Source organism: Paenibacillus jiangxiensis (genome assembly GCF_046098255.1).
GTDB classification, from domain to species: domain Bacteria; phylum Bacillota; class Bacilli; order Paenibacillales; family Paenibacillaceae; genus Paenibacillus; species Paenibacillus jiagnxiensis.
Genome location: NZ_JBJURI010000045.1, coordinates 1 through 21,616, shown reverse-complemented (window position 1 = coordinate 21,616; position 21,616 = coordinate 1). Strand labels below are relative to the sequence as shown.

The window sequence follows — 21,616 nt, the reverse complement described above, 5'->3', positions numbered from 1 at the left end:
AGCGGCGTGCAGGTCGTTTTTTGCTGGACCACCTCCTTCAATAATCTATGAATTTGTCCAATAGAGTTGAAGCATTGAGAGCCGATCGTGGAGGGGACATGCTGAGAGAAGAAAAAGAAGAGTTGAAAAAAGCTGAAAGTTTGGAGATAAAAAGAAGTAATTGGAAAATTAAGTTACGTTAAAGTCAGTATAGTTATCATACAGGCACCAGGCAAGCTCTTTTTTGGAAATTTATATGTTTTTGATACTTTTTTCTCATTTTAAACTGATTATAAAGACCTATAAAAAGGGATTTTCCTTCATTTTACTCTCATTTTCCATAAGGATATATGACGAAATAAGGCTTCCTTCACGCAAATTCTCAGGGCGCGATGGAAGCCGAATAGAAATTTTCTATCTTCATTCGTTATTTTCTATAACATCATCATGCCATTGAAATAACCGTTAAACAAACTTGAATTTTAATCAACGTATCCGGTATGTGCGAGGTTCCTCCACTTGCACGGCACTCTTGGACGAGCTCTGTTGACGAAAAGCCTGCAGCGCAGACGCAAGGCCTCCCTTTCTGCGGATATACAATATTCCCGCCAGAATGATGCCCGTTCCCACAGCCATGATCAATGTAGTGAAAACCGTTAACAGAAACGTCAGACAAAGAACCACCGAATCTCCATTGCGGAGACGCAAAATTTGCATAAAATGATGCCGCTCACTCATATTCCAGGCTACCATCATTAGAATCGGGGCCATGCTCGCCAGCGGGATAAAAGACGCATAAGGTGCAAAGAGCACAACAATAAGCAGCACCACCACCCCATGAATGATGCCTGAAAGAGGGGAAACAGCACCGTTTTTAATATTTGTAGCTGTACGTGCGATGGCCCCTGTGGCCGGAATTCCCCCAAACAGCGGGGTCACGATATTGGCAATCCCCTGACCGATCAGTTCCCGGTTGCTGTTATGCCGTGATCCGGTCATATTGTCTGCCACAACGGCGGACAGCAGGGATTCCACGCCCCCCAGCAGCGCGATCACCAGCGCGGATGGCAGCATCATCAGCATCGTCTCCCCCGTCAATGTGGGAATATGCAGTCCGGGAAGTGCGGAGCTGATAGCTCCATAGGCCGAACCGATCGTGGCCACCTTTCCCGGAAACAGCCAGACCGCGGCGGCGGTCGACAAAGCCAGCCCCACCAGTGAGGCTGGGATTTTGGGCGCATACTTCGCCACAAGCAGCATGGCTGTCAGGCTGAGGCTGGCCGTCAAGATGCTGTACAGGTTAAACGAAGGCAAGCGCAGTACGATTTCCTTCATGCTCAAAATAAAGCTCTCATGCCGGACGATGCCCTTCAGCCCGAGAAACCCGGCGATCTGGCCGCTGAATATGGTCACCGCAATTCCGCTCGTAAAGCCTACCGTGACCGGCAGGGGGATAAAGCGGATCAGGCCTCCGAGCTTAAATACTCCCATCAAAACAAGCAGCACGCCGGCCATAAGCCCCGCGATTAACAGATGCTCATATCCATACTGCATCACGATCGCCAGCAAAACGGGAATAAACGCTCCCGTGGGGCCACCAATCTGGAACTTTGACCCACCAAGCAGCGAAATCAAAATACCCGCTATGATCGTGGTATACAGCCCGTATTCAGGCTTCACTCCCGAGGCGATGGCAAAGGCCATCCCCAGCGGCATCGCCACGACCGCTACGATTAATCCTGCTGCCAAATCTTTGCGCAAACTGGCTGCACTGCAGTTCTCGTATCTTCCCATCCACTTCATTCCGTACAACCTTCTTTGTCTCTTTTTTAAGAAACCGAAGGACCGGCTCCCGGCTCCTAAAAGCCAACTTTCAAAATAACACTTCCCCCTGTGTATCACTGTGATTTATATCACACCAACAAAATAAATAACCAGAGTTGACACCTTCCACACATTACCATTAGATTTAAACCTGTAACCGTCTTTCCGGACGGAATGGATTCCAAATACGCAATGACCTGCAGCCGCAAACGACGAGCCTGCGTTTTTTATTTTTTACATAATATGAAAATAGAGGGAATTTTGTTCCGTGAATACAACATCCGTATTTCTGGGACAGCAGGCCCTGTACCGTCATCTCGTGCGGCTTCCGGCTGGACACCCTGACAATCCATTGCCGTACCATGAGACGGGCCATCCCGCCCTGATTCCCTGATCGAGAGGTACGTCCTCTTACATTATGGTGGGCCAGCCTGGAAAGATATCCTTGAAGTGGAGAATGTAGCCAAAATCTTCGACAAGTTGGAGGAAACCGCTGCAGACAAAGTCAACTTTTTTAATATCTGATTTCAAAAGCAAAGGAGAGCGGTGTTGGTGATTCATTTGGAGAGAACCGCAGGCCGGATCCGGCTTGTACTGGATGCTTATTTTATGGGCGAGGACGTAGTCGTGCTGCTGTCCGGGGGCGACCGTCCCCATCTGGGGACCATCACCGCGGGCACGCGGCTGGAGCCGCTGCAAACAGTGCAGCTGCAGAACCACAAGGAGTTCTACATTACCGAGGAAATCGCCGTCCGCCTGCGCAAGCAGTTTCGCAGGAATTTCGCCATCTGCTGCGGCGCGCATTTGGACAACATTACTGCCGAGGAGATCAAACATCTTACAGAAATGGGCGTGAGCCTCGGGGATGAATTGATCATGCTTTTAACGGCCTTCCGAGAGAAGTCCCCTTCCTCTATAGGGAGGGGATGAATATCGGCCAGGCGAAGTCTGGAAGTTATTATTGCCCTGTTCTGTAGCTATTTGATATAATCAGTCTTATCTAGATATAAGGTTGGTGTGTAGATGAAATTAGACTCAAATAATCATTCAGTGTTCTCCCTAAACTACCATCTTATCCTTTGTATCAAATATCGTAGAAAAGTGCTGACGGATGAGATTTCAGAGTATGCGAAAAGCATGTTTGAACGCATTGGAGCAAACTATCATATTGCAATAAGCGAATGGAATCACGACCACGATCATATCCATGTGCTTTTCAAGGCGCACCCCAACACGGAACTATCGAAATTTCTCAACGCTTATAAGAGCGCTAGCTCTCGTCTTATCAAGAAAGATTTCCCCGATGTAAAAAAGAAATTGTGGAAAGAATATTTCTGGTCGCAAAGTTACTGTCTGATTACCGTAGGCGGGGCACCTCTAGAAGTATTGAGAACCTATATTGAGAATCAAGGGATGGAGGCGAAGGCCCCATGATCCGATGTGTCAAAACAACGTTTCAAGCTTCCAAAGCCGATCTTGACAGACTGTTTGCGTGCAACAGGGTTTCAGCCGAAATCTGGAACCAATGTCTGTCTATCGCCAAGAACCATTCCCTGCTGCATGATGGAAAATGGATTGGAAAAACGGAACTTCAAGCCGCCTTGAAAAATCAGTTTCCCCTGCATTCACAGTCTGTACAGGCAGTTTGCCATAAATATCTGTTTGCCAGAGATAGCGCCAAGCAAGCAAAAAAACAGGGCTTGCAGACCAAATACCCCTATAAAAACAAAAAGTACTTCAACACGAAATGTAGGCAAATCATTCAAATTAGAGGGCAACACGATCCAATTAAGTCTGGGTATCCAAAACGGTAAGCGTCAGCAACCGATCCGGATAATCGTTGCCGACTTGCCTGATGCAGAGGTCAAAGAAATCGAACTGGTGTACGACCGAAAACTGATGGTTTCCATGAGTTACGAGGATGGGAAAGTGGCAAAGGTAAACGGTGGCAGCGAGGTGGCAGGAGTGGATCTGGGGGAAATCCACTCGATCGCGGCAACGACCACCGCAAACCAGTCGATCATGATCACGGGAAGAAAAGCCAGAAGCATTCATCGGCTTCGCAACAAGAAGCTGGCCGAAATCCAGAAGCGGATGAGCAAATGCCAAAAGGGCAGTCGGCAATGGAAAAAGTACAAGAAAGCCAAAACCTACATCCTCGGCAAAAGCGAGCGTCAACTCCAGGATGTCATTCATAAAACAACCAAGCAATTTGTTCAGTGGTGTACGGAAAATGACGTCAAGGAAGTCGTTATAGGCCAAGTGGAAGGCGTACAACGCCATACGAAAAAGAAGAAAAGAAAAACCGTCACGCAAAAGTTATCCAATTGGAGCTTCGGAAAGATCCGGAAACAACTCGAATACAAACTTGAAGAACATGGAACAAGCGTGAAGACGATAGAGGAAAGCTACACAAGTCAACAATGTCCTTGTTGCGGTAGAAGGAAAAAGACTTCTACAAGAAACTATACCTGTTCCTGCGGCTATGAAGAACATCGGGACGTTCATGGAAGCAAAGGAATATTGTCCAAATATCTGCATGGAGAAATCCGATATTTGGGCGAAACGAAATCGATCAAGTATCTACGGATCGCTTAGATTAGCGAGAAGTAGTAGACGGTGAGTTCCCACCCACTTGCAAAAGTGTTGCTTACTGAACCACCCCGTTAGATTTCCGCTGTTGGCAGCGAAAGCAAATAGCCAACCTATTTGTTTGCAGAAAGTAACGGTGTGGCTGGTAAGAAACCCCTACTTCTAAGTCAATCGTAAGTAGGGGAGGTTCATAAGAGGAGGCCAATTGTGAAAAAATATGTAGAGTTCGGGATCGGAAACAAATGGTTTGTTCGGACCGAGTTCGAAAGAGATGACGGCCACGAGATAGAACATAAAGGCATTTTTATGCCTAACAAGGTTGAATCCCTCTACATTAGAATTTGGATTAAATATACAGTTATAGTAATCGACTCGAAAGAAGGCATTAAAAAATATAAAAAGCCGCGTAAAGCTTTTAAAATCCTTTTAGGCATATCTGGATATGGTTGAATAGTCAATTCAAAGTTTTTCAATATGGATGAGAAAATACAGCCTTCATTTTCATTTAGAGTTCATGCTCGTGTCTGCCTTCATCGAAGAGGAATGTAAATGCTCATCTTCATCCGGTCCGGATAACGCGAGCCCCGCACATCAGTTACTTCGAAATCCGGCCCTTCCCGCCGGACATAGTTCGAGTTCGGCAGCCACACCCCATATATGTACTTCCTTACATTTTGCGTATCGTCCGACGTTCCGTCGATTTTAAATTCGGCATACAAACCCTCCGGCAGTTCAAAGCTGACCCAGTTTGAATCAGGTGCTGGCACCAGACTGTTGGTAGCTTCGCCGATCACAAATGAAAATTCTCCGTCATCCTGGAAATCGCATGCGATGCCGTATGAAAAATCAGGTGCAGCCTTATCCGGGATCTGCAGAAAATACTGATTCATGCCGAAATCATGATAAAAACCGGGAATTTCCGCAAAATACCGTTCATCCTCCAATGTCGTTTTATAGCGAACACCCAGAATAGGAGTGCTATTGAGATGCACCAGATTTGGCTTATTCATCTTCATTTCTCCTTTGACCGTCAGCTCACGGAACTTCAGAAAATCAAGCTTAGTTTGACGTGGAATGCCTGGCTCCGGCTCAGCCTTCCTGTACCTTGCAGGTGTAAACCACAGAACTGTTCAAACGCCCTCGTGAATGCTTCCTGGGACTGGTATTGATAAGATAAAGCCGTATCCAGGATAGCTGCATCCGTGTTCCGCAGCACGGCAGCCGCTTCCGTCAGCCTGCGTTTGCGGATATATTCTTGCACCGAAAAACCGGATATGGCCTGAAACAGTCGTTGAAAATGAAACGGCGAAAATCCCGCTTGCCCTGCGATCTGTTTGATGTCCATGGCTTCCTGCAGATTGGCCTCCATATAGTCAACAGCAGACTGGATGCTTTTGTAATAGTCCATGCCTTCAACCTCTCTTTCATTTCGCTGTATATGTGCATATTGTACGATAAGCGGCCGCGTTTTTTTTGATTTATTGTGCTTATTTTTAATGAACACTTTTATGAACAAAAAAACTGCCTACAAGCTAACGATGCTTGATAGACAGCCTTTTACCATATTCAATTTACTCTTCCTGCCCGCTGATGCGCTTCAGAAACTGCACTGCCCGCGGACTGGTCGGATTGCCGATCACCTGCTGCGGTGGCCCTTGTTCAACGATAGAACCTCCGTCCATAAAAATGACTTTGTCCGCTACATCGGCGGCAAACTTCATTTCATGTGTCACGACCACCATCGTCCGCCCCTCGGACGCCAGCTGTTTCATAACCTTCAGCACTTCACCGACAAGCTCAGGATCAAGAGCTGAAGTCGGCTCGTCGAACAAAAGCACTTCAGGCTCCATCGCCATTGCCCGGGCAATACCTACCCGCTGCTGCTGCCCTCCGGACAGCTGATGCGGGTAGGCGTCGGCCTTTTCAGCCAGCCCAACCTTGTCCAACAGTTCCAGAGCCCGTATCCGGGCTTCCGTTCTATCCTTCTTCTGCACGGTCACAGGCCCTTCCATCACATTCTGCATTACAGTCATGTGTGGAAACAGGTTGTACGACTGGAACACCATGCCTGTTTTCTGGCGCAAAGCCAGTACATCTTCCTTCTTCAGCTTCGCTCCAAAGCTGAGCGACAGCCCTCCCAGTTCAAGTGTCCCCTGATCAGGAACCTCGAGCAGATTAAGACAGCGCAGCAGCGTTGTTTTACCCGATCCCGAGGGACCGATAATAACAAGCACCTTGCCCTTTTCCAGCGTCAGGTCTACTCCCTTCAGCACCTGCAGCGGGCCGAACGATTTATGCAAATTTCTGATCTCGATCATCGGCACCCCTCCTTATTTGACTGTGTGACGGCCTGTCCGTTTTTCGAGATAATTCTGCAGCGCAGACAGCACCGAGCTGAATGCCAAATAAATCACGCCGGCTTCAGTGTATACAAGCAGCGGTTCATACGTAGTCGCTGTAATCTGCTGTGACGCGCGAAACATCTCTATATAGGTGATGGTGGCTGCAAGTGATGTATCCTTCACCAGGCTGATGAAGGAATTCCCGAGCGGAGGCACGGATACACGCGCAGCCTGAGGCAGAATGACACGGCGCAGTGCCTGCGCCCTCGTCATGCCCAATGAGGAGGCTGCTTCCCATTGCCCTGTCGGAATGGACTGGATTGCTGCCCGGAAAATCTCCGAATTATATGCCCCCACGCTCAGTGTAAAACCGATGATGGCGGCAAGAAACGGATTCAGCACAACTCCTATGGAAGGAAGGCCGTAGAAAATAATGTACAACTGTACCAACAGTGGCGTGCCGCGGATAACCCATACGTAGAAGCGGGCGATCAGGTTGGGGATCTTCCAGTTGGAGAGCCGCACCAGGGCGGTAGCCAAAGCTAAGATCAAGCCAAGCGCAAAGGAAATAAGCGCCAGCGGAATCGTAAAAGCGACCCCTGCTTTAAGCAGGGGCCAAAAGGAATCGATTAAAATCTGTATTTTGCGATCGTCCATTAGCCAGACATCCTTTTACAGTCAATTCGCAGTCCTTTGTGATCATCCATAGATGAATCCGAACCTTATTTTGAAACATCCTCGCCAAAATATTTCTTGGAAATGGTCAGATAAGTTCCGTCAGCCTTCATATCTGCCAATGCCTTGTTTACAGCCTGCACCAGATCATCATTGCCTTTGTTGAACAACGCCGCGCTTTCTGCAGCGTTATCTGCTTCCGCAACCGATTTAAGCGGCACATCCGGACGTTGTGTCTTCAAATCCAGGAAAGACAATCCGTCATTGACAGTCGCGTCAACACGCTTGGAGAGCAGCAGGTCGATCGCCTGGTTAAAGCCTTCCGTGCCCACGATTTCAGCGCCGTTGCTCTTCGCAATTTCCGTCAGATTGCTCGTCAGCGATTGTGCGGACTTCTTGCCTTTCAGATCGGCAAAGCTCTTGATATCATTATTGTCCTGATGCACGATCAGCACAGCTTTAGAGACGATGTACGGATCGGAGAAGTCATATTTCGCCTTCCGTTCATCATTAATGGACACTTCGTTGAATACGACGTCAAAACGCTTGGCATCCAGACCTGCAAACATACCGTCCCATTGGGTTTCGATAAATTCCGGCTCCACGCCGATACGCTTGCTCACTTCCCGGGCAATATCCACATCAAAACCTGTCAGATTGCCTGCTGCATCGTGAAACGTAAAAGGAGCGTATGTGCCTTCGGTACCGATCCGCAGTTTGCCACTCGCTTTCACGGCTTCAAGCCCGCTTTGCGCTTCGTTATTGGCCGCTTCGCCGCTGCCTGAAGCTGTGTTATTCGAAGCCGCATTATTGGCATTGCCGCCGCATGCCGCCAGTAAAACCATCACAAATGCCAGCATCAAGGTCAACAGACTGAATTTCTTCATATCCTTCACTTCTCTCTTTATTAAATATTCTAAATACGGGACAATCCCGGCAAAATGAATAGTACACTATTAAATTGTCAGAGTCAATCAATTTATTATAATTCCCATCTATTTAGTAAGAATTATAAACATCCATACATACTTCAAAAAAACAGCCCCCAGGGAACTTAGTCCCTGAAGGCCTGCCTTTTGCATTATTCCGTTACGACTCCGTGCAGTAGTACGGGAGCTTCCGCATGGTCCGCAATGTGCACATTCGCATAAATTTTTTCCAGCACCTCGTCCACATTCTCCCGGTTGGAATGAATGGTCATCAAGGATTCCCCGGCTTTAACGCTGTCGCCGATTTTCTTGTTCAGCATGATGCCGACCGCCAAATCAATTTCGGACTCCTTCGTGGCGCGGCCTGCGCCGAGCAGCATCGCTGCCGTGCCGATTTCGTCGGCCACCATCTCGGATACCACGCCGTCCTGCCGCGCCGGAACCTCAATACGGTAGGCCGCCTGTGGCAGCCGCTCGGGATGATCCACCACGGACGGATCTCCACCCTGATTGGCGATGAACTCCTTGAATTTCTCCAGCGCGCGTCCGCTGCGGATTGCTTCCTTCAGCTTCTCTTCCGCTTCCTCCAGCGAATCGGCCTTCTGGGCCAGATAGACCATCTGTCGGCCAAGCGCCAGACACAGTTCCTCCAAATCCTTCGGACCCTGTCCCTTCAGCGTATCAATCGCCTCCTGGACCTCAAGTGAATTTCCGATTGCAAAGCCGAGCGGCTGGCTCATGTCCGAAATGACGGCCATCGTCTTGCGGCCAACGTTGTTGCCGATGCTGACCATCGCTTGGGCCAGTTCCACGGCCTCTTCGGCTGTCTTCATGAAAGCGCCAGCGCCTGTCTTTACGTCCAGCACGATGGCGTCCGCGCCTGCCGCGATTTTCTTGCTCATGATCGAGCTGGCAATCAGCGGAATGGAATTGACGGTTGCCGTTACGTCGCGCAGCGCGTACAGCTTCTTGTCAGCCGGCGTCAGGTTGCCGCTCTGGCCGATGACCGCAATTTTATGCTCATTCACCAGCTTGACGAATTCGTCCTTGGTGATTTCCACATTGAAGCCTGCGATTGATTCCAGTTTGTCGATCGTGCCGCCGGTATGTCCGAGCCCGCGCCCTGACATTTTGGCCACCGGGATATCCAGTGCCGCCACGAGTGGAGCAAGCACCAGCGTCGTCGTATCGCCTACACCTCCGGTGGAGTGCTTATCCACCTTAACGCCTTCAATCGCGGACAGGTCGATCGTTTCGCCGGACTCTACCATGGCCATTGTCAGATCCGCCCGTTCACGGGCGGTCATGTCCCTGAAGTAAATCGCCATAGCCAGCGCGCTTACTTGATAATCCGGAATCTGGCCGTTCGTATATCCATCGATGACGAAACGGATTTCCTCGGTGGCAAGCTCCTTCCCGTCCCGCTTCTTTTCAATGATGTCTACCATTCTCATCATGAATTCTCCTCACTGTGTGAAAAAATGGACGGATCAATCCGTGCGCTTTGCGCTACTCCAGAGTGATCGCGGTTTCCAATGCGACCTCCATCATGTCGTTAAACGTGGTCTGCCGTTCAGCGGCAGTCGTTTCTTCGCCTGTAAGCAGGTGATCACTTACCGTCAGGATAGTCAGCGCATTCACCCCATGCTTGGCAGCCAGCGTATACAGCGCGGTTGTTTCCATCTCTACGCCAAGCACACCGTGGGCCATGAGCTTTTCCACGACGGATTTATCGTCACGATAGAACATATCGGAGCTGAAAATGTTGCCGACATGCATGTTCAAGCCCTTGGCCGTCCCCCGCTCATAAGCTTCCTTGAGCAGATGGAAGTTCGCTATTGGCGAGAAATCGTAGCCGCCGAACACATGCCTGTTCATGCTGGAGTCCGTACAGGACGCCTGCGCCAAAATCACGTCGCGCACACGGACATGCTGCTGCATACCACCGCACGTGCCGACACGGATCAGGTTGCGTACGTCATATTCGGTAATCAGCTCGTTTGCATAAATGCTGATGGACGGAATGCCCATGCCCGAGCCCTGCACGGAAATTGGCTTGCCGCGGTAAGTTCCCGTAAAACCGAGCATTCCGCGCACCTCGTTGTAGCAGCTCACATTCTCCAGATACGTTTCAGCAATATACTTGGCACGCAGCGGATCGCCGGGCAGCAGAATCGTTTCCGCCACTTCCCCTTTTTGGGCTCCAATATGTACACTCATTGAGCGTTCCCCCTTTAGCGGATTATAAAATAAAAAGATAATTCTACTTTAACCCATTCGGAAAGCTGGTACCACTTTCATTAAAGGAACAATCCGGCCATGGTCGCCGACAGTACACTTACCAGCGTCGCCCCGTACAGCAGCTTGAGGCCGAACCGGGCCACCTCGTTCCCCTGCTTGCTGTGCAGTCCCTTGACCGCACCCGCAATGATTCCGATAGAAGAAAAGTTGGCAAAGGAGACCAGGAAGACCGAAACGATACCTACCGTACGTTCGGATAGCCCCGTCATTCCGGATAAATTCAGCATGGCTACAAACTCGTTGGATACCATTTTGGTAGCCATAATGCTTCCGGCCGGCACCGCTTCACTCCAAGGCACACCCATGATGAATGCGAAGGGAGCAAAGACATAACCGAGCAGGTCCTGAAACGAAAGGCCGAAAATGCCTTTGAATATGCCGTTAATCAAGGCGATCAGAGCCACAAATCCGATCAGCATCGCCGCCACCGTGATGGCCACTTTAAAGCCGTCCATGATATATTCGCCCAGCATTTCAAAAAACGACTGCTTCTCTTCCTCTTGTACCTCCAGCATATCCTCTTCCGGGGTTACGGTGTAGGGGTTGATAATCGAAGCGATCATAAAACCGCCGAACAGGTTCAGCACAAGCGCCGCCACAACATATTCCGGCTTGATCATCTGCATATAGGCGCCCACAATGGACATGGATACCGTAGACATCGCCGACGCGCAAAGCGTATACAACCGATGACGCGGCATCAGGCCGATCTGCTTTTTCACCGAAATGAACACCTCGGACTGACCAAGAATAGCGGACGCAACTCCGTTGTAGGACTCCAATTTGCCGAGACCGTTCACCTTGCTCAGAACCAAACCAAGATAGCGAATGATAAAAGGCAGCACCTTGATGTACTGGAGAATACCGATCAATGCGGAAATAAATACGATCGGCATCAGCACGGACAGGAAAAATGGCGGGTCCGCTCCCTCGTTCGCCAAGCCGCCAAACACAAAATTGATCCCTTCCGCTGCATAGGCCAGCAAAGCCTGAAATACGGACGCGAAGCCTCCGATTAATATAGACCCTACCCGTGTATGCAGAAGTACGAAAGCAAGCACAAGCTGCAAAACTGCCATCACAACCAGAGGACGGTAGCGGATCCGGCTCCGGTCACTGCTTGCAGCATAAGCCATTCCAAAGACAACCAGCAGACCCGCAATCGCGATGATGTATTTCATAGGTTCTCTCCTTAGCTCCTTTTACAGATCGATTCCTGTCAGTACAGCAGCACCGCATCTGCCTGAATCGACCTTCATAACGGATTAATAGAAAGCTGTGGACTGCCCGCCTTCCATAATTTTCACGCCCGAGCTGGCTCCGATCCGCGTCGCTCCCGCTTCGATCATTCGCTCCATATCTTCCCGGCTGCGCACCCCGCCTGAAGCCTTGACACCCACTTTGTCGCCTACGGTTTTACGCATCAGTGCCACATCCTCCGGTGTTGCTCCTCCAGTGGAGAAACCTGTGGACGTTTTCACAAAATCAGCTCCCGCTTTCACAGACAGTTCACAGGCACGAACTTTTTCCTCATCTGTCAGCAGGCTGGTTTCAATAATAACTTTAACGAGCGCCTTGCCAGCCGCAGCCTCTACAACCGCCCGGATGTCCCGTTCAACCAGCTCATCATTTCCATCCTTCAATGCGCCGATGTTAATGACCATGTCCACTTCGGTCGCTCCCTTGGCAATCGCATCCCCTGCCTCAAAAGCTTTAACCTCGGAAGTAGAAGCACCCAGCGGGAAACCGATTACGGTGCATACCTTCACATCCGAGCCCTTCAACAGCTCTGCCGCAAGAGCTACTCTTGCCGGATTTACGCATACAGACGCAAAATTATATTTCTTCGCTTCCTCGGCCAATTGGCGGATTTCCGCTTCCCTTGCATCCGCCCGCAGCAGCGTGTGGTCGATCATTCCAGCCAAATTCATCTAAACCGCTCCTTTAATCAATTCTTTGAAAAATCATTTCCCAATTCGTTCAAGCCTATACTAACACGCATTTGAACATAAGTAAATTGAGTTATGAAATTTTGTTCAGCACAAACAATGAGAACACAGAAAACGCCGCATTGCTGCGGCGGATTAATGCGACGGCGGCTTTTCCACGGTCAGGTTAGCAGTGCCTGGGCGGTAAATTGATCCGTAACCAGTATATTGGCATAACCCCCGACAAGCGCTGCCCGGATCGCGTCAATTTTACGCTGTCCGCCTGCGACCAGGATCGATTTCTCTTTCTTTTTTAAATCAGCAAGGTCAATGCCCACGGTACGGTTGTTAAGCTCCTCGCTGCATATGTGCCCGTCCTTGTCAAAAAAACGCGAGCAAATGTCCCCCGCGCCGGTTTGCTGCAGATGAGCCTGCTCTTCCGCGCTGAAATAACCGAGCCTGAACAGCAGCGCATCCTCCTTGACGGTTCCCACTGTGAACACCGCGATGTTGGCTTGCTTGCCCAGCTCGATAATGCGGCGGATGTGCCGGTCCTCTTCCACCACCTGCTTCAAAGCGACGCTGTCGAAAATGACGGGCAAAGGCAGGTAACGGGCAATCGTGTGAAAGGCATCGGCGAACAGCTGCACGATTTCGGCGGCATATGTATTGACATGCGAATGGCTGACTCCACCCTTGAGTTGCACAACCTCAACTCCCCGCACCGACTTGGACTGGAGCTGCTGCGCAACCGCATGCATCGTTGTTCCCCAGGTTACGCCGATAATGTCTGAATCCTGTACCGTCTCATGCAGGAAGTCAGCAGCCTTTTTGCTGATATGCTTTTGAATCACCCTGTATTCATTCTCCGGAGAGTAACAGACCAGCACCTGATCAAGGCTGTAGGTCCGCTTGACCTCTTCCGCAAGGGCATCCAGGTCTTCCAGCGGATCGATAATGCTGATCCTTACGAATCCGCGGTCTTTGGCGTACTGCAGCATTCGGGACACCGTGGGACGGGACACTCCCAAGCGGGCGGCGATGTCCTGCTGGCTGTAATCCGACAAATAATAAAGACGGGCTGCTTCTATGCTCAGCCTCTGCTTCTCGTTTTCCATATATTCAACCTACTTATCTACAAATAATGATCTATCACTTCAGACGATCTATATTATACCTTTTCTCTCTTCTGTTTACGATGCCCCTACCCGGCTTCTTTTAAGGCAGAAAATGTACATCACATAGTCGTTTTTCTAATCAGAATCCCTGCAAAATTAACAGTCATTACATATATTTTACAAAATTCTAGAAGTCTTTTTATACTTCCCCATTAGCATGTTCATTGTAATTATTACATTTTGGGGAGGAAAAGATGAACACAAAAGCGCTCAAGATATGTCTTTCTCTTGTCTTTACCGCCAGCTTATTCACAACCGGCTCCGGCTCCACTCATGCTCTGGGCGTCAGCGAAGCGCCAAAAGCCAAAAATGTCATTTTGCTGATTCCGGACGGAATGGCTCCGGATGCAACAGCCCTTGCCCGCTGGTATCAAGGCGGAACTCCGCTCGCACTTGATGAAATGGCCAGCGGTCTGGTCCGCACACACTCCGCGGACGCTGCCATCGCCGATTCGGCGCCGGCAGGCACCGCCTTTGCGACCGGGCATAAATCGCATACAGGTTATGTAGGAGTGCTTCCCGATGTTGCGAACATGCCGGGACAAGCAGCTATTGCTGCGGAAGACGCCAAAAAACCGGTCGCCAGCGTCCTGGAAGCCGCCAAGCTTGCCGGAAAAGCTACGGGTATTATCGCCACCTCCGAGATCATGCATGCAACTCCGGCAGATTTCAGTGCCCATTACCCGGACCGCAGCAATTACGATGCACTTAGCGAACAGCAGGTTTATAACGGAATCGATGTCGTCCTGGGTGGCGGAAGCTTGTACTTCACCCCGGAAGGACGCAAAGACGGCGAGGATCTTGTTCAGGCTATAAAAAGCTCCGGCTATAATTATGTAACTACTCCTGCAGAGCTGGACGCATCCAATTCCGGTAAGCTATGGGGCCTGTTTGCGCCAAAGGCGATGGACTATGACATGGACCGTGATCCTGCAGAGCAGCCAAGCCTTGCAGATATGACCAAAAAAGCGATCGACGTGCTGTCTCGCGATGAAGACGGTTTCTTCCTCATGGTAGAAGGCAGCAAGGTGGATTGGGCAGCCCACGCGAATGACCCGACAGGCATCATCAGCGATGTGCTGGCCTTCGATGAAGCTGTAGGAACGGCTCTCAGCTTTGCCAAGCAGGATGGGAACACTGTTGTTCTGGCCGTGACAGACCATGGCAACGGAGGACTGACGATCGGCAGCGCCGACACGACAAAAACTTATGATGAAGAGCCTCTCTCCACCTTTATTGGCCCCCTCAGCAAAGCCAAATTAACGGGTGAAGGCCTTGAAGCCATGTTGAACGAGGAACGTTCAAACGTGCGTGAAGTAATGGAGGAGTATTGGGGAATTACCGATCTGACCGATGCCGAAGAGCAGGCTATCCGTGAAGGGGAAGACTCCCTGAACTATATTGTAGGTCCGATGATCAGCAAAAGAGCCCGCATTGGCTGGACTACCGGCGGACATACTGGCGGAGATGTCATACTTTACTCTTACCTGCCTGATAACGAGCGTCTCACCGGCGTCCTGGACAACACGGACATCGCCAAATTCATGGCAGCAGCCATTGGAGTAGATCTGAACGCGGCGACGGACAGGCTGTTTGTTCCGGCAAGACAGGCGTTTGAAGCCAAGCAGGCCCAGGTAACATTGAACGAGGAAGATCCGCAAAATCCGGTTCTGGTAGTAACCAAAGGTTCTGACACTTTGAAGCTCCCTGTATTCAAGAACATAGCTGACCTTAACGGACAGCGCACCTCCCTTGAAGGTGTTGTTGTATACAACGGCGAAAATGTTTTTGTTCCTCAGCAGGCTGTGGATCTCATCAAATAATGCCAGAAATTAGTCAACCCTCTCGAATCAAGCCGTGTCTTATCGACACGGTCTTTTTGTGCTGGTTTGGCTTGCATTCAAAGGATGGTTCATTAGCGAAACGTCACGTATACGTACGAAAGAGTGCCCCAAATCAAGGAGCTTGTGGGGCACTCTTTTTGCACTATTATGCTGTTCATGCTCGGATGCAGATTCGTGAAACGGACATTTCTACATCAGCAACGGCTGGTTTAACTTCTGCTTCTTCCCATGGAACGGAAAATCAAGCTTACGATGGCAACCAACACAATCGCTCCGATCAGAGCTGGAATGATGTAGAAGCTGCCGATGACTGGACCCCAATGGCCCAGAATCAGACTGCCCAGCCAGCCGCCGATGAAGCCGGCGATAATGTTGCCGATAACCCCACCCGGAATATCCCGGCCTACGATCATGCCAGCCAGCCAACCAATGATACCGCCTACGATCAATGCCCATAACCAACTCATGTGGTCTCACCTCATTTAATTTTTTTGGTCGTTGTGATCTATTATTAACCAAACACAATGATTTGTAACACAACTGTTGTCAACAGCCTAATTTTACCGATTTATTCATCGTATGCGCATAACGGGTCAGGTAGAATTCATATCAGCGGTTGACCTCCTCCTCTCTTCTGGTACACTGAAACCAATTCCAAGATGCTGCGGAGAACTGGTAAAGAAGAGAGGAGGAAGCCCATGGAATGCAGAACAGGCTGTGCGGCATGCTGCATCGTCATCAGTATTTCATCCCCCATTCCCGGCATGCCTCAAGGCAAGCCCGCTGGCGTGCCGTGTGTGCAGCTTACAGAGAACGGGAAGTGCAAGCTGTTCGGCCGATTGGAACGGCCGGCGGTCTGCAGCGCGCTGCATGCATCCGAGGAGATGTGCGGAGCTACAGACGAAGAAGCCTACAAAATTCTGGCGGAGCTTGAAAAGCTGACACAGCCCAATTGAATAATACAGCAGCCCCGATCAGACATCTGACCGGGGTTGCTTTTTCATAGACTATATGCTCTTATGGCCTGGAACAGATAAATGATTTGGAAGACAGGGTACAGTCCAGATCAGCCGGGTCAGAAGCAGGGCAATTTCCTGCGGAGGAAGTGACCTGTCCGTCGTAAACCAGTGCTGGATCAAACAAAGATTGGACGACAAAGAACAGATGTGGACACCGGCATGGCTGGATTCATCCCGACGCAGACGGGCATGATCACAGCTGAAGATAGAAATCGAATTACTTGATCATAACGCCGACAGAGATCGCTTCCTTGATTCCATAAGGAGCGGTCTTCTTTTTTTATTTAGTTAAATCCTCCTTCCCTGCTTGTTCCGGTGACAAGGGCCTAACACACTGCATATGATGCCAGTGACGATGACTTCAGAAAGGAGAGAGCTGTTTGAAAAAGAACAAGAGCACCGTGGGAAGCAGAAGAAAAAAGAGGCCCTACTTCATTGATAATCCCCATATGAATGAGCTGGATTGGTTAACACCTGCCAAGAAACCGGATATACAGGTCCATGCCGTAACCGCGCCCCAGCCCCCTGCAGCCCCAGTCCCTTCGACCACACAAGCTGAGGCGGCAGAGCCTCCCAAGCCTGAATCAGCGAATAGCCTCCCTGAGATCCAAGTATTACATGATAAAGTCGCAGCTAAAAAAGAAGAATCATCAGACATAGCAGCAGCCATACAAGAGCCGTCTCCCGCTTCCGATCAGGCTGTTCAAATACATGAGCTGCTTGAAAGCAAAAAGGCACCCCATGTGAGCCAGGGCTTTATATACACTGACGATATCAGTGAAGCAGCTGTCACCGGCAGCAAGATTGCCCCCGGTTCCATCGATTCGAGCAAGCTAAAAAAAGAGATCATCCGTACGGAGCATTTGGAGGATTATGCCGTCAGCAGCATCAAAATTTCTGACGGTGCGGTAACTCCGACCAAAATCGCTCCGGATTCCCTCACAGGGGATCATCTGGTGGACGGAACAGTACCCGGTCGCAAAATTCAGGACCGATCTTTGGCAGGCGACAAGCTCAAAGATGGGAGTATCACGCAGGAAAAGCTCGCTGACAAGGTTATAGGGGGAGATAAGATTGCTGACCGCTCCCTGGAGAGCCGGCACTTTAAAGACTTCTTCATAAGCCCGGAAATGCTGAAGGATCAATCCGTAACTTCGGATAAAATAGGCAGCGGAGCGATCCGGAATATTCATCTTGCGAATGAAGCTGTAGATAATTCCAAGCTGGGTGAACAAGCGGTCACGACTTCCAAGCTGCGCGACGGCGCCGTCACCGATGCAAAAATTCAGCCAGGCAGCATCACCGCAGAACATCTGGCGAAGCATTCCATCACCGCCTTTCAGCTGGCTCCCGGTTCTATCAGCAAAGAACAGCTGGCTCATGGCATTATCGGGGCCGAACAGCTGGCGAATGAGCTTATCGGGCCAGAGCATCTGAAGCAGGCCGCCGTTCAATCCGGACATATCGCTTCCCAGGCGATCGAACGCCCCCATCTGGCTGCGGGCAGCGTCGGACAGGAACAGATCGGCACCGGGGAGATTAACGACCGGCATTTGGCTGACCGCAGCATTTTATCCACCAAGCTGGCGGATCAGTCGGTCGGCTCCCTGCAGATTGTAGATCAGTCCATAACCTCCTCTAAAATATCGGACCAGAGCATCCTGCCGCAAAAAATCGCCGATGAAGCGGTCCATAGCCGTCATATCGCCAAAGCGGCGGTGGAAGGACGGCAGCTGGCGGAGGGCGCTGTAACTTCCGAGCATTTACAGGAGGCTGCGGTTCAGTCCCGGCATATTGCCCCCGCTTCAGTTACTACGAACAAGATTGCCTCCGGTGCTGTAACGAATACAACCCTGGCTGCGGCCTCCGTCAGCGGCGAGAAAATTATATCTGAAGAGATATCTTCCGTTCATATTCAACCTGCGGCAATTAAAGAAGTGCACTTGGCAGCCAAAAGCGTAGGACCGGCAGCTCTGCAGAGCGGTTCAGTGGGACCGGGGCATCTCGCCCCCGGGGGCATTCGCACCGAGCACCTTACAAACGGCAGTGTGGGCACACCCCAGTTGAAGCCGCATTCAGTCACATCGGAAATTTTGGCCGAACATTCTGTGCAACGCGGGCATATTGCAGATGGATCTGTTTTCTCGCAGCATCTTCAGGACCATGCGGTAACTTCATTGAAGCTGTCGCCGGAAAGCGTATCTACCGACAAAATCAACGACCTGGCCATTACGGCAGAGAAGCTGGCGGAAAACAGCGTAACGGCTTCCAAGCTGGCGACTCAGGCCGTACAGTCCCAGCATCTGGCAGAAGCAGCAGTGCAGAACAAGCACCTCGGGGAAGAAACGGTTGATTCCTCTCATTTGAAGAAGGCTTCTATCTTCTCTCATCACCTGCAGGATCATTCCATTACGGCCCTGAAGCTGTCGCCGGAGAGTGTGTCAACCGATAAGCTTAACGACCTGTCGGTCACGACATCCAAATTGGCCAATCATAGCGTAGACTCTCAGAAATTGGCATCCGATTCTGTACAGTCTGCCCATATTTCCGGTCAGGCCGTGAAAAGCAGCCATCTGGCCGAAAATGCGGTTACCGCTACGCATCTTGCGCCGGGGGCCGTTCTATCCAGGAATATCCTGCCGGGCTCTGTACAGGATCTCCACCTGGCCGACAATTCGGTATCCGCTTCAGCTTTACAAGCAGGAGCGGTAACGGGGAACGCGCTTTCTGAGGGAGCTGTCGAGAGCCGGCATCTCGCCGAGCAAGCTGTCCGGTCGGATCAGCTTGCCGACCAATCTGTTTTAGAGCGTCATTTATCCCCCGGTTCGGTTCATTCCGCCGGGCTTGCTCAGGCAGCAGTCCAATCGGAGCATATAGCCCACAATGCCATTCATTCGGATCATCTGCAGCCCAAAGCCGTACTGGCACGCAATTTGGGAGCCCAATCCGTCTCCGAGGAAGCGATAAGGGATAAGGCTGTTACGTCAAGCAAGCTGGCCGATGGCAGTGTAACCTCAAGTAAACTGGAGCCTCAATCGGTACAGGATGTACATTTAGCCGAACAGTCGATACAAGAAAGCCACCTTGCTGCACAGGCCGTTCATGAACACCATATTGCAGATGAATCCATCCGTTCGGAACATCTGCAGGCGTCCTCTATCCTGGAAAATCATTTGGCTCCCGGGTCAGTAACCGAAGCTGCAATCCGTCCCGGAAGCATCACCGGAGATAAGCTGGCCGCCGCTACGATTACAGGACGGCATATCGCAGTGAACAACATCTCGGGGTTCCATCTCGAAGAGCATACGGTACAAAGCCGGCATATGACCCCTGAGTCTGTACAGTCAGAGGCACTGGGCAAGCAGGCCGTATTAGCCGATCATATCGCTCCCGGGGCAATTCAAAGCGAGCATCTGCAGGAAGGCTCAATAATGGCAGAGCATATAGCCAGTGATGCAATTAACAGCTCTGCATTAGTTGACGAATCCGTCATCTCCTCCAAGCTTGCACGGAAATCCGTGCGAACGGTCCATATCGAGGAAGGGGCTGTTCATACAGAGCATCTGGCAGACAAAATTGTGCTAGCCGAACACCTCGCGCCGGGCTCGGTAGATTCCAATCATCTGCAGCCCTCCTCGGTCCTGGAACGCCACATCACTCCGGGAGCGATAACGGAAGACGCACTGCAAGAGGGAGCCGTTTCTTGGGAGCACTTGAACAGCGGACTTCAGGGGCGCCTCATTACTGATGAGGTCGACGGAAATCAGATCAAGGCCGGGGCCGTTTCTTGGGAACACTTGGGCGGCAAACTTCAGGAGAGTCTCATTACTGATGAAGTCGACGGAAATCAGATCAAAACCGGGGCTGTTTCCTGGGAACACCTGGCTGGCGAACTCCAGGATGACCTCATTACTGGTGAAGTCGACGGAAATCAGATCAAGAACGGAGCTGTTTCTTGGGAACACTTGGCCGGTGAACTTCAGGAGAGCCTCATCACTGACGAAGTCGATGGAAATCAGATCAAAACCGGGGCTGTTTCCTGGGAACATTTGGACGGCAAACTTCAGGAGAGCCTCATCACCGACGAAGTCGACGGAAATCAGATCAAAGCCGGAGCCGTTTCTTGGGAACATTTGGACGGCAAACTTCAGGAGAGCCTCATCACCGACGAAGTCGACGGAAACCACATCAAAGACGGAGCCGTTTCTTGGGAACATTTGGACGGCAAACTTCAGGAGAGCCTCATCACCGACGAAGTCGACGGAAATCAGATCAAAACCGGGGCTGTTTCCTGGGGCCATTTAGCCGAGGAGCTTCAGGATAGCCTCATCACCGATGAAGTCGATGGAAATCAGATCAAGGCTGGAGCCGTTTCTTGGGAACATTTGAATGACAAACTTCAGGAGAGTCTCATCACTGACGAAGTCGATGGAAATCAGATCAAAACCGGGGCTGTTTCCTGGGAACACTTGGACGGCAAACTTCAGGAGAGCCTCATCACCGACGAAGTCGACAGCAGCCAAATCAAAGCGGGGGCTGTTTCTTGGGAACACCTGGCCAGTGAACTTCAGGAGAGCCTCATCACTGACGAAGTCGATGGAAATCAGATCAAAACCGGGGCTGTTTCCTGGGGCCACTTAGCCGAGGAGCTTCAGGATAGCCTCATCACCGATGAAGTCGATGGAAATCAGATCAAAACCGGGGCCGTTTCTTGGGAGCACTTGGATGGCAAACTTCAAGAGAGCCTCATTACTGATGAAGTCGAAAGCAGCCAAATCAAAGCGGGAGCCGTTTCTTGGGAACACTTGGATGGCAAACTTCAAGAGAGCCTCATTACTGACGAAGTCGACAGCAGTCAGATCAAAGCCGGGGCCGTTTCTTGGGAGCACTTGGATGGCAAACTTCAGGATAGCCTCATTACTGACGAAGTCGACAGCAGTCAGATCAAAGCCGGGGCCGTTTCTTGGGAGCACTTGGATGGCAAACTTCAGGATAGCCTCATTAC

Annotated in this window: 19 protein-coding genes and 2 pseudogenes; 10 read left to right on the top strand and 11 right to left on the bottom strand. The window is 50.6% G+C overall.

The genetic code is table 11. The annotated features are described in order from the left end of the window. Nucleotides 1–53: 53 nt before the first annotated feature. Entirely contained in the window at nucleotides 54–182 is a 129-nt protein-coding gene (locus ACI1P2_RS29060) for a hypothetical protein (protein WP_408976374.1), read from the top strand. A gap of 304 nt (nucleotides 183–486) precedes the next feature. Here the strand turns inward: ACI1P2_RS29060 and ACI1P2_RS29055 are convergent. Beyond that, nucleotides 487–1,782, bottom strand: a pseudogene (locus tag ACI1P2_RS29055) (SulP family inorganic anion transporter); the annotation flags it as partial. A gap of 289 nt (nucleotides 1,783–2,071) precedes the next feature. On the opposite strand from ACI1P2_RS29055, the gene ACI1P2_RS29050 reads away from it, so the two are divergent. The 6 genes from ACI1P2_RS29050 (at nucleotide 2,072) to ACI1P2_RS29025 (ending at nucleotide 4,845) form a co-directional block, all read left to right on the top strand. Continuing rightward, complete coding sequence (locus ACI1P2_RS29050; protein WP_355326652.1) at nucleotides 2,072–2,197, top strand: hypothetical protein; 126 nt, start codon at nucleotides 2,072–2,074, stop codon at nucleotides 2,195–2,197. A 158-nt stretch (nucleotides 2,198–2,355) separates the two neighbouring features. Continuing rightward, complete coding sequence (gene lpdD / locus ACI1P2_RS29045; protein ID WP_355326616.1) at nucleotides 2,356–2,733, top strand: prenylated flavin chaperone LpdD; 378 nt, start codon at nucleotides 2,356–2,358, stop codon at nucleotides 2,731–2,733. A 93-nt stretch (nucleotides 2,734–2,826) separates the two neighbouring features. Then, entirely contained in the window at nucleotides 2,827–3,237 is a 411-nt protein-coding gene (gene tnpA / locus ACI1P2_RS29040) for an IS200/IS605 family transposase (protein WP_355326613.1), read from the top strand. Beyond that, nucleotides 3,234–3,617, top strand: a complete 384-nt coding sequence (locus tag ACI1P2_RS29035; protein WP_355326610.1) for a transposase — start codon at nucleotides 3,234–3,236, stop codon at nucleotides 3,615–3,617. The genes tnpA and ACI1P2_RS29035 overlap by 4 nt, the downstream gene beginning before the upstream one ends. Continuing rightward, the gene (locus ACI1P2_RS29030) at nucleotides 3,523–4,401 is read left to right on the top strand and encodes an RNA-guided endonuclease InsQ/TnpB family protein (protein WP_355326649.1); all 879 of its coding nucleotides are present in this window, start codon (nucleotides 3,523–3,525) and stop codon (nucleotides 4,399–4,401) included. Before ACI1P2_RS29035 ends, ACI1P2_RS29030 begins: the two co-directional genes overlap by 95 nt. Before the next feature lie 201 nt (nucleotides 4,402–4,602). Beyond that, the gene (locus tag ACI1P2_RS29025; protein WP_355326607.1) at nucleotides 4,603–4,845 is read left to right on the top strand and encodes a DUF3977 family protein; all 243 of its coding nucleotides are present in this window, start codon (nucleotides 4,603–4,605) and stop codon (nucleotides 4,843–4,845) included. Between the two features lie 80 nt (nucleotides 4,846–4,925). Here the strand turns inward: ACI1P2_RS29025 and ACI1P2_RS29020 are convergent. The 9 genes and pseudogenes from ACI1P2_RS29020 to ACI1P2_RS28980 all read right to left on the bottom strand — a co-directional run bounded on the left by ACI1P2_RS29020 (nucleotide 4,926) and on the right by ACI1P2_RS28980 (nucleotide 13,688). Further along, nucleotides 4,926–5,803, bottom strand: a pseudogene (locus ACI1P2_RS29020) (AraC family transcriptional regulator). Between the two features lie 163 nt (nucleotides 5,804–5,966). After that, nucleotides 5,967–6,713, bottom strand: a complete 747-nt coding sequence (locus ACI1P2_RS29015) for an amino acid ABC transporter ATP-binding protein (protein WP_355326604.1) — start codon at nucleotides 6,711–6,713, stop codon at nucleotides 5,967–5,969. Between the two features lie 12 nt (nucleotides 6,714–6,725). After that, nucleotides 6,726–7,394, bottom strand: coding sequence for an amino acid ABC transporter permease (locus ACI1P2_RS29010; RefSeq protein ID WP_355326601.1), 669 nt, complete (start codon nucleotides 7,392–7,394; stop codon nucleotides 6,726–6,728). A 65-nt stretch (nucleotides 7,395–7,459) separates the two neighbouring features. Next, nucleotides 7,460–8,299 (bottom strand): amino acid ABC transporter substrate-binding protein, encoded by an 840-nt coding sequence (locus tag ACI1P2_RS29005; RefSeq protein WP_355326598.1) that lies wholly within the window; start codon nucleotides 8,297–8,299, stop codon nucleotides 7,460–7,462. Between the two features lie 194 nt (nucleotides 8,300–8,493). Next, nucleotides 8,494–9,795, bottom strand: coding sequence for a pyrimidine-nucleoside phosphorylase (locus ACI1P2_RS29000; protein WP_355326595.1), 1,302 nt, complete (start codon nucleotides 9,793–9,795; stop codon nucleotides 8,494–8,496). Between the two features lie 55 nt (nucleotides 9,796–9,850). Further along, the gene (deoD, locus tag ACI1P2_RS28995; RefSeq protein WP_355326592.1) at nucleotides 9,851–10,561 is read right to left on the bottom strand and encodes a purine-nucleoside phosphorylase; all 711 of its coding nucleotides are present in this window, start codon (nucleotides 10,559–10,561) and stop codon (nucleotides 9,851–9,853) included. 80 nt (nucleotides 10,562–10,641) lie between these two features. Beyond that, nucleotides 10,642–11,823 carry a NupC/NupG family nucleoside CNT transporter gene (locus tag ACI1P2_RS28990; RefSeq protein ID WP_355326589.1) on the bottom strand — a complete coding sequence of 394 codons (1,182 nt, stop codon included), beginning with the start codon at nucleotides 11,821–11,823 and terminating at the stop codon, nucleotides 10,642–10,644. Between the two features lie 84 nt (nucleotides 11,824–11,907). After that, a complete protein-coding gene (gene deoC, locus ACI1P2_RS28985) occupies nucleotides 11,908–12,573 on the bottom strand; it encodes a deoxyribose-phosphate aldolase (protein WP_355326586.1) in 666 nt (221 codons plus the stop codon). A gap of 179 nt (nucleotides 12,574–12,752) precedes the next feature. Continuing rightward, nucleotides 12,753–13,688, bottom strand: a complete 936-nt coding sequence (locus tag ACI1P2_RS28980) for a sugar-binding transcriptional regulator (RefSeq protein WP_355326583.1) — start codon at nucleotides 13,686–13,688, stop codon at nucleotides 12,753–12,755. A 254-nt stretch (nucleotides 13,689–13,942) separates the two neighbouring features. On the opposite strand from ACI1P2_RS28980, the gene ACI1P2_RS28975 reads away from it, so the two are divergent. Next, nucleotides 13,943–15,571 carry an alkaline phosphatase gene (locus ACI1P2_RS28975; RefSeq protein ID WP_355326580.1) on the top strand — a complete coding sequence of 543 codons (1,629 nt, stop codon included), beginning with the start codon at nucleotides 13,943–13,945 and terminating at the stop codon, nucleotides 15,569–15,571. 230 nt (nucleotides 15,572–15,801) lie between these two features. Here the strand turns inward: ACI1P2_RS28975 and ACI1P2_RS28970 are convergent, their stop codons facing one another. Then, a complete protein-coding gene (locus ACI1P2_RS28970; RefSeq protein ID WP_355326577.1) occupies nucleotides 15,802–16,059 on the bottom strand; it encodes a GlsB/YeaQ/YmgE family stress response membrane protein in 258 nt (85 codons plus the stop codon). Nucleotides 16,060–16,290: 231 nt separating this feature from the next. Here ACI1P2_RS28970 and ACI1P2_RS28965 point away from each other — a divergent pair, with 231 nt between their 5' ends. Continuing rightward, a complete protein-coding gene (locus ACI1P2_RS28965) occupies nucleotides 16,291–16,548 on the top strand; it encodes a YkgJ family cysteine cluster protein (RefSeq protein WP_355326574.1) in 258 nt (85 codons plus the stop codon). A gap of 443 nt (nucleotides 16,549–16,991) precedes the next feature. Further along, nucleotides 16,992–21,616: hypothetical protein (locus ACI1P2_RS28960; RefSeq protein ID WP_355326571.1), on the top strand; the 4,625-nt coding region annotated here is incomplete at its 3' end.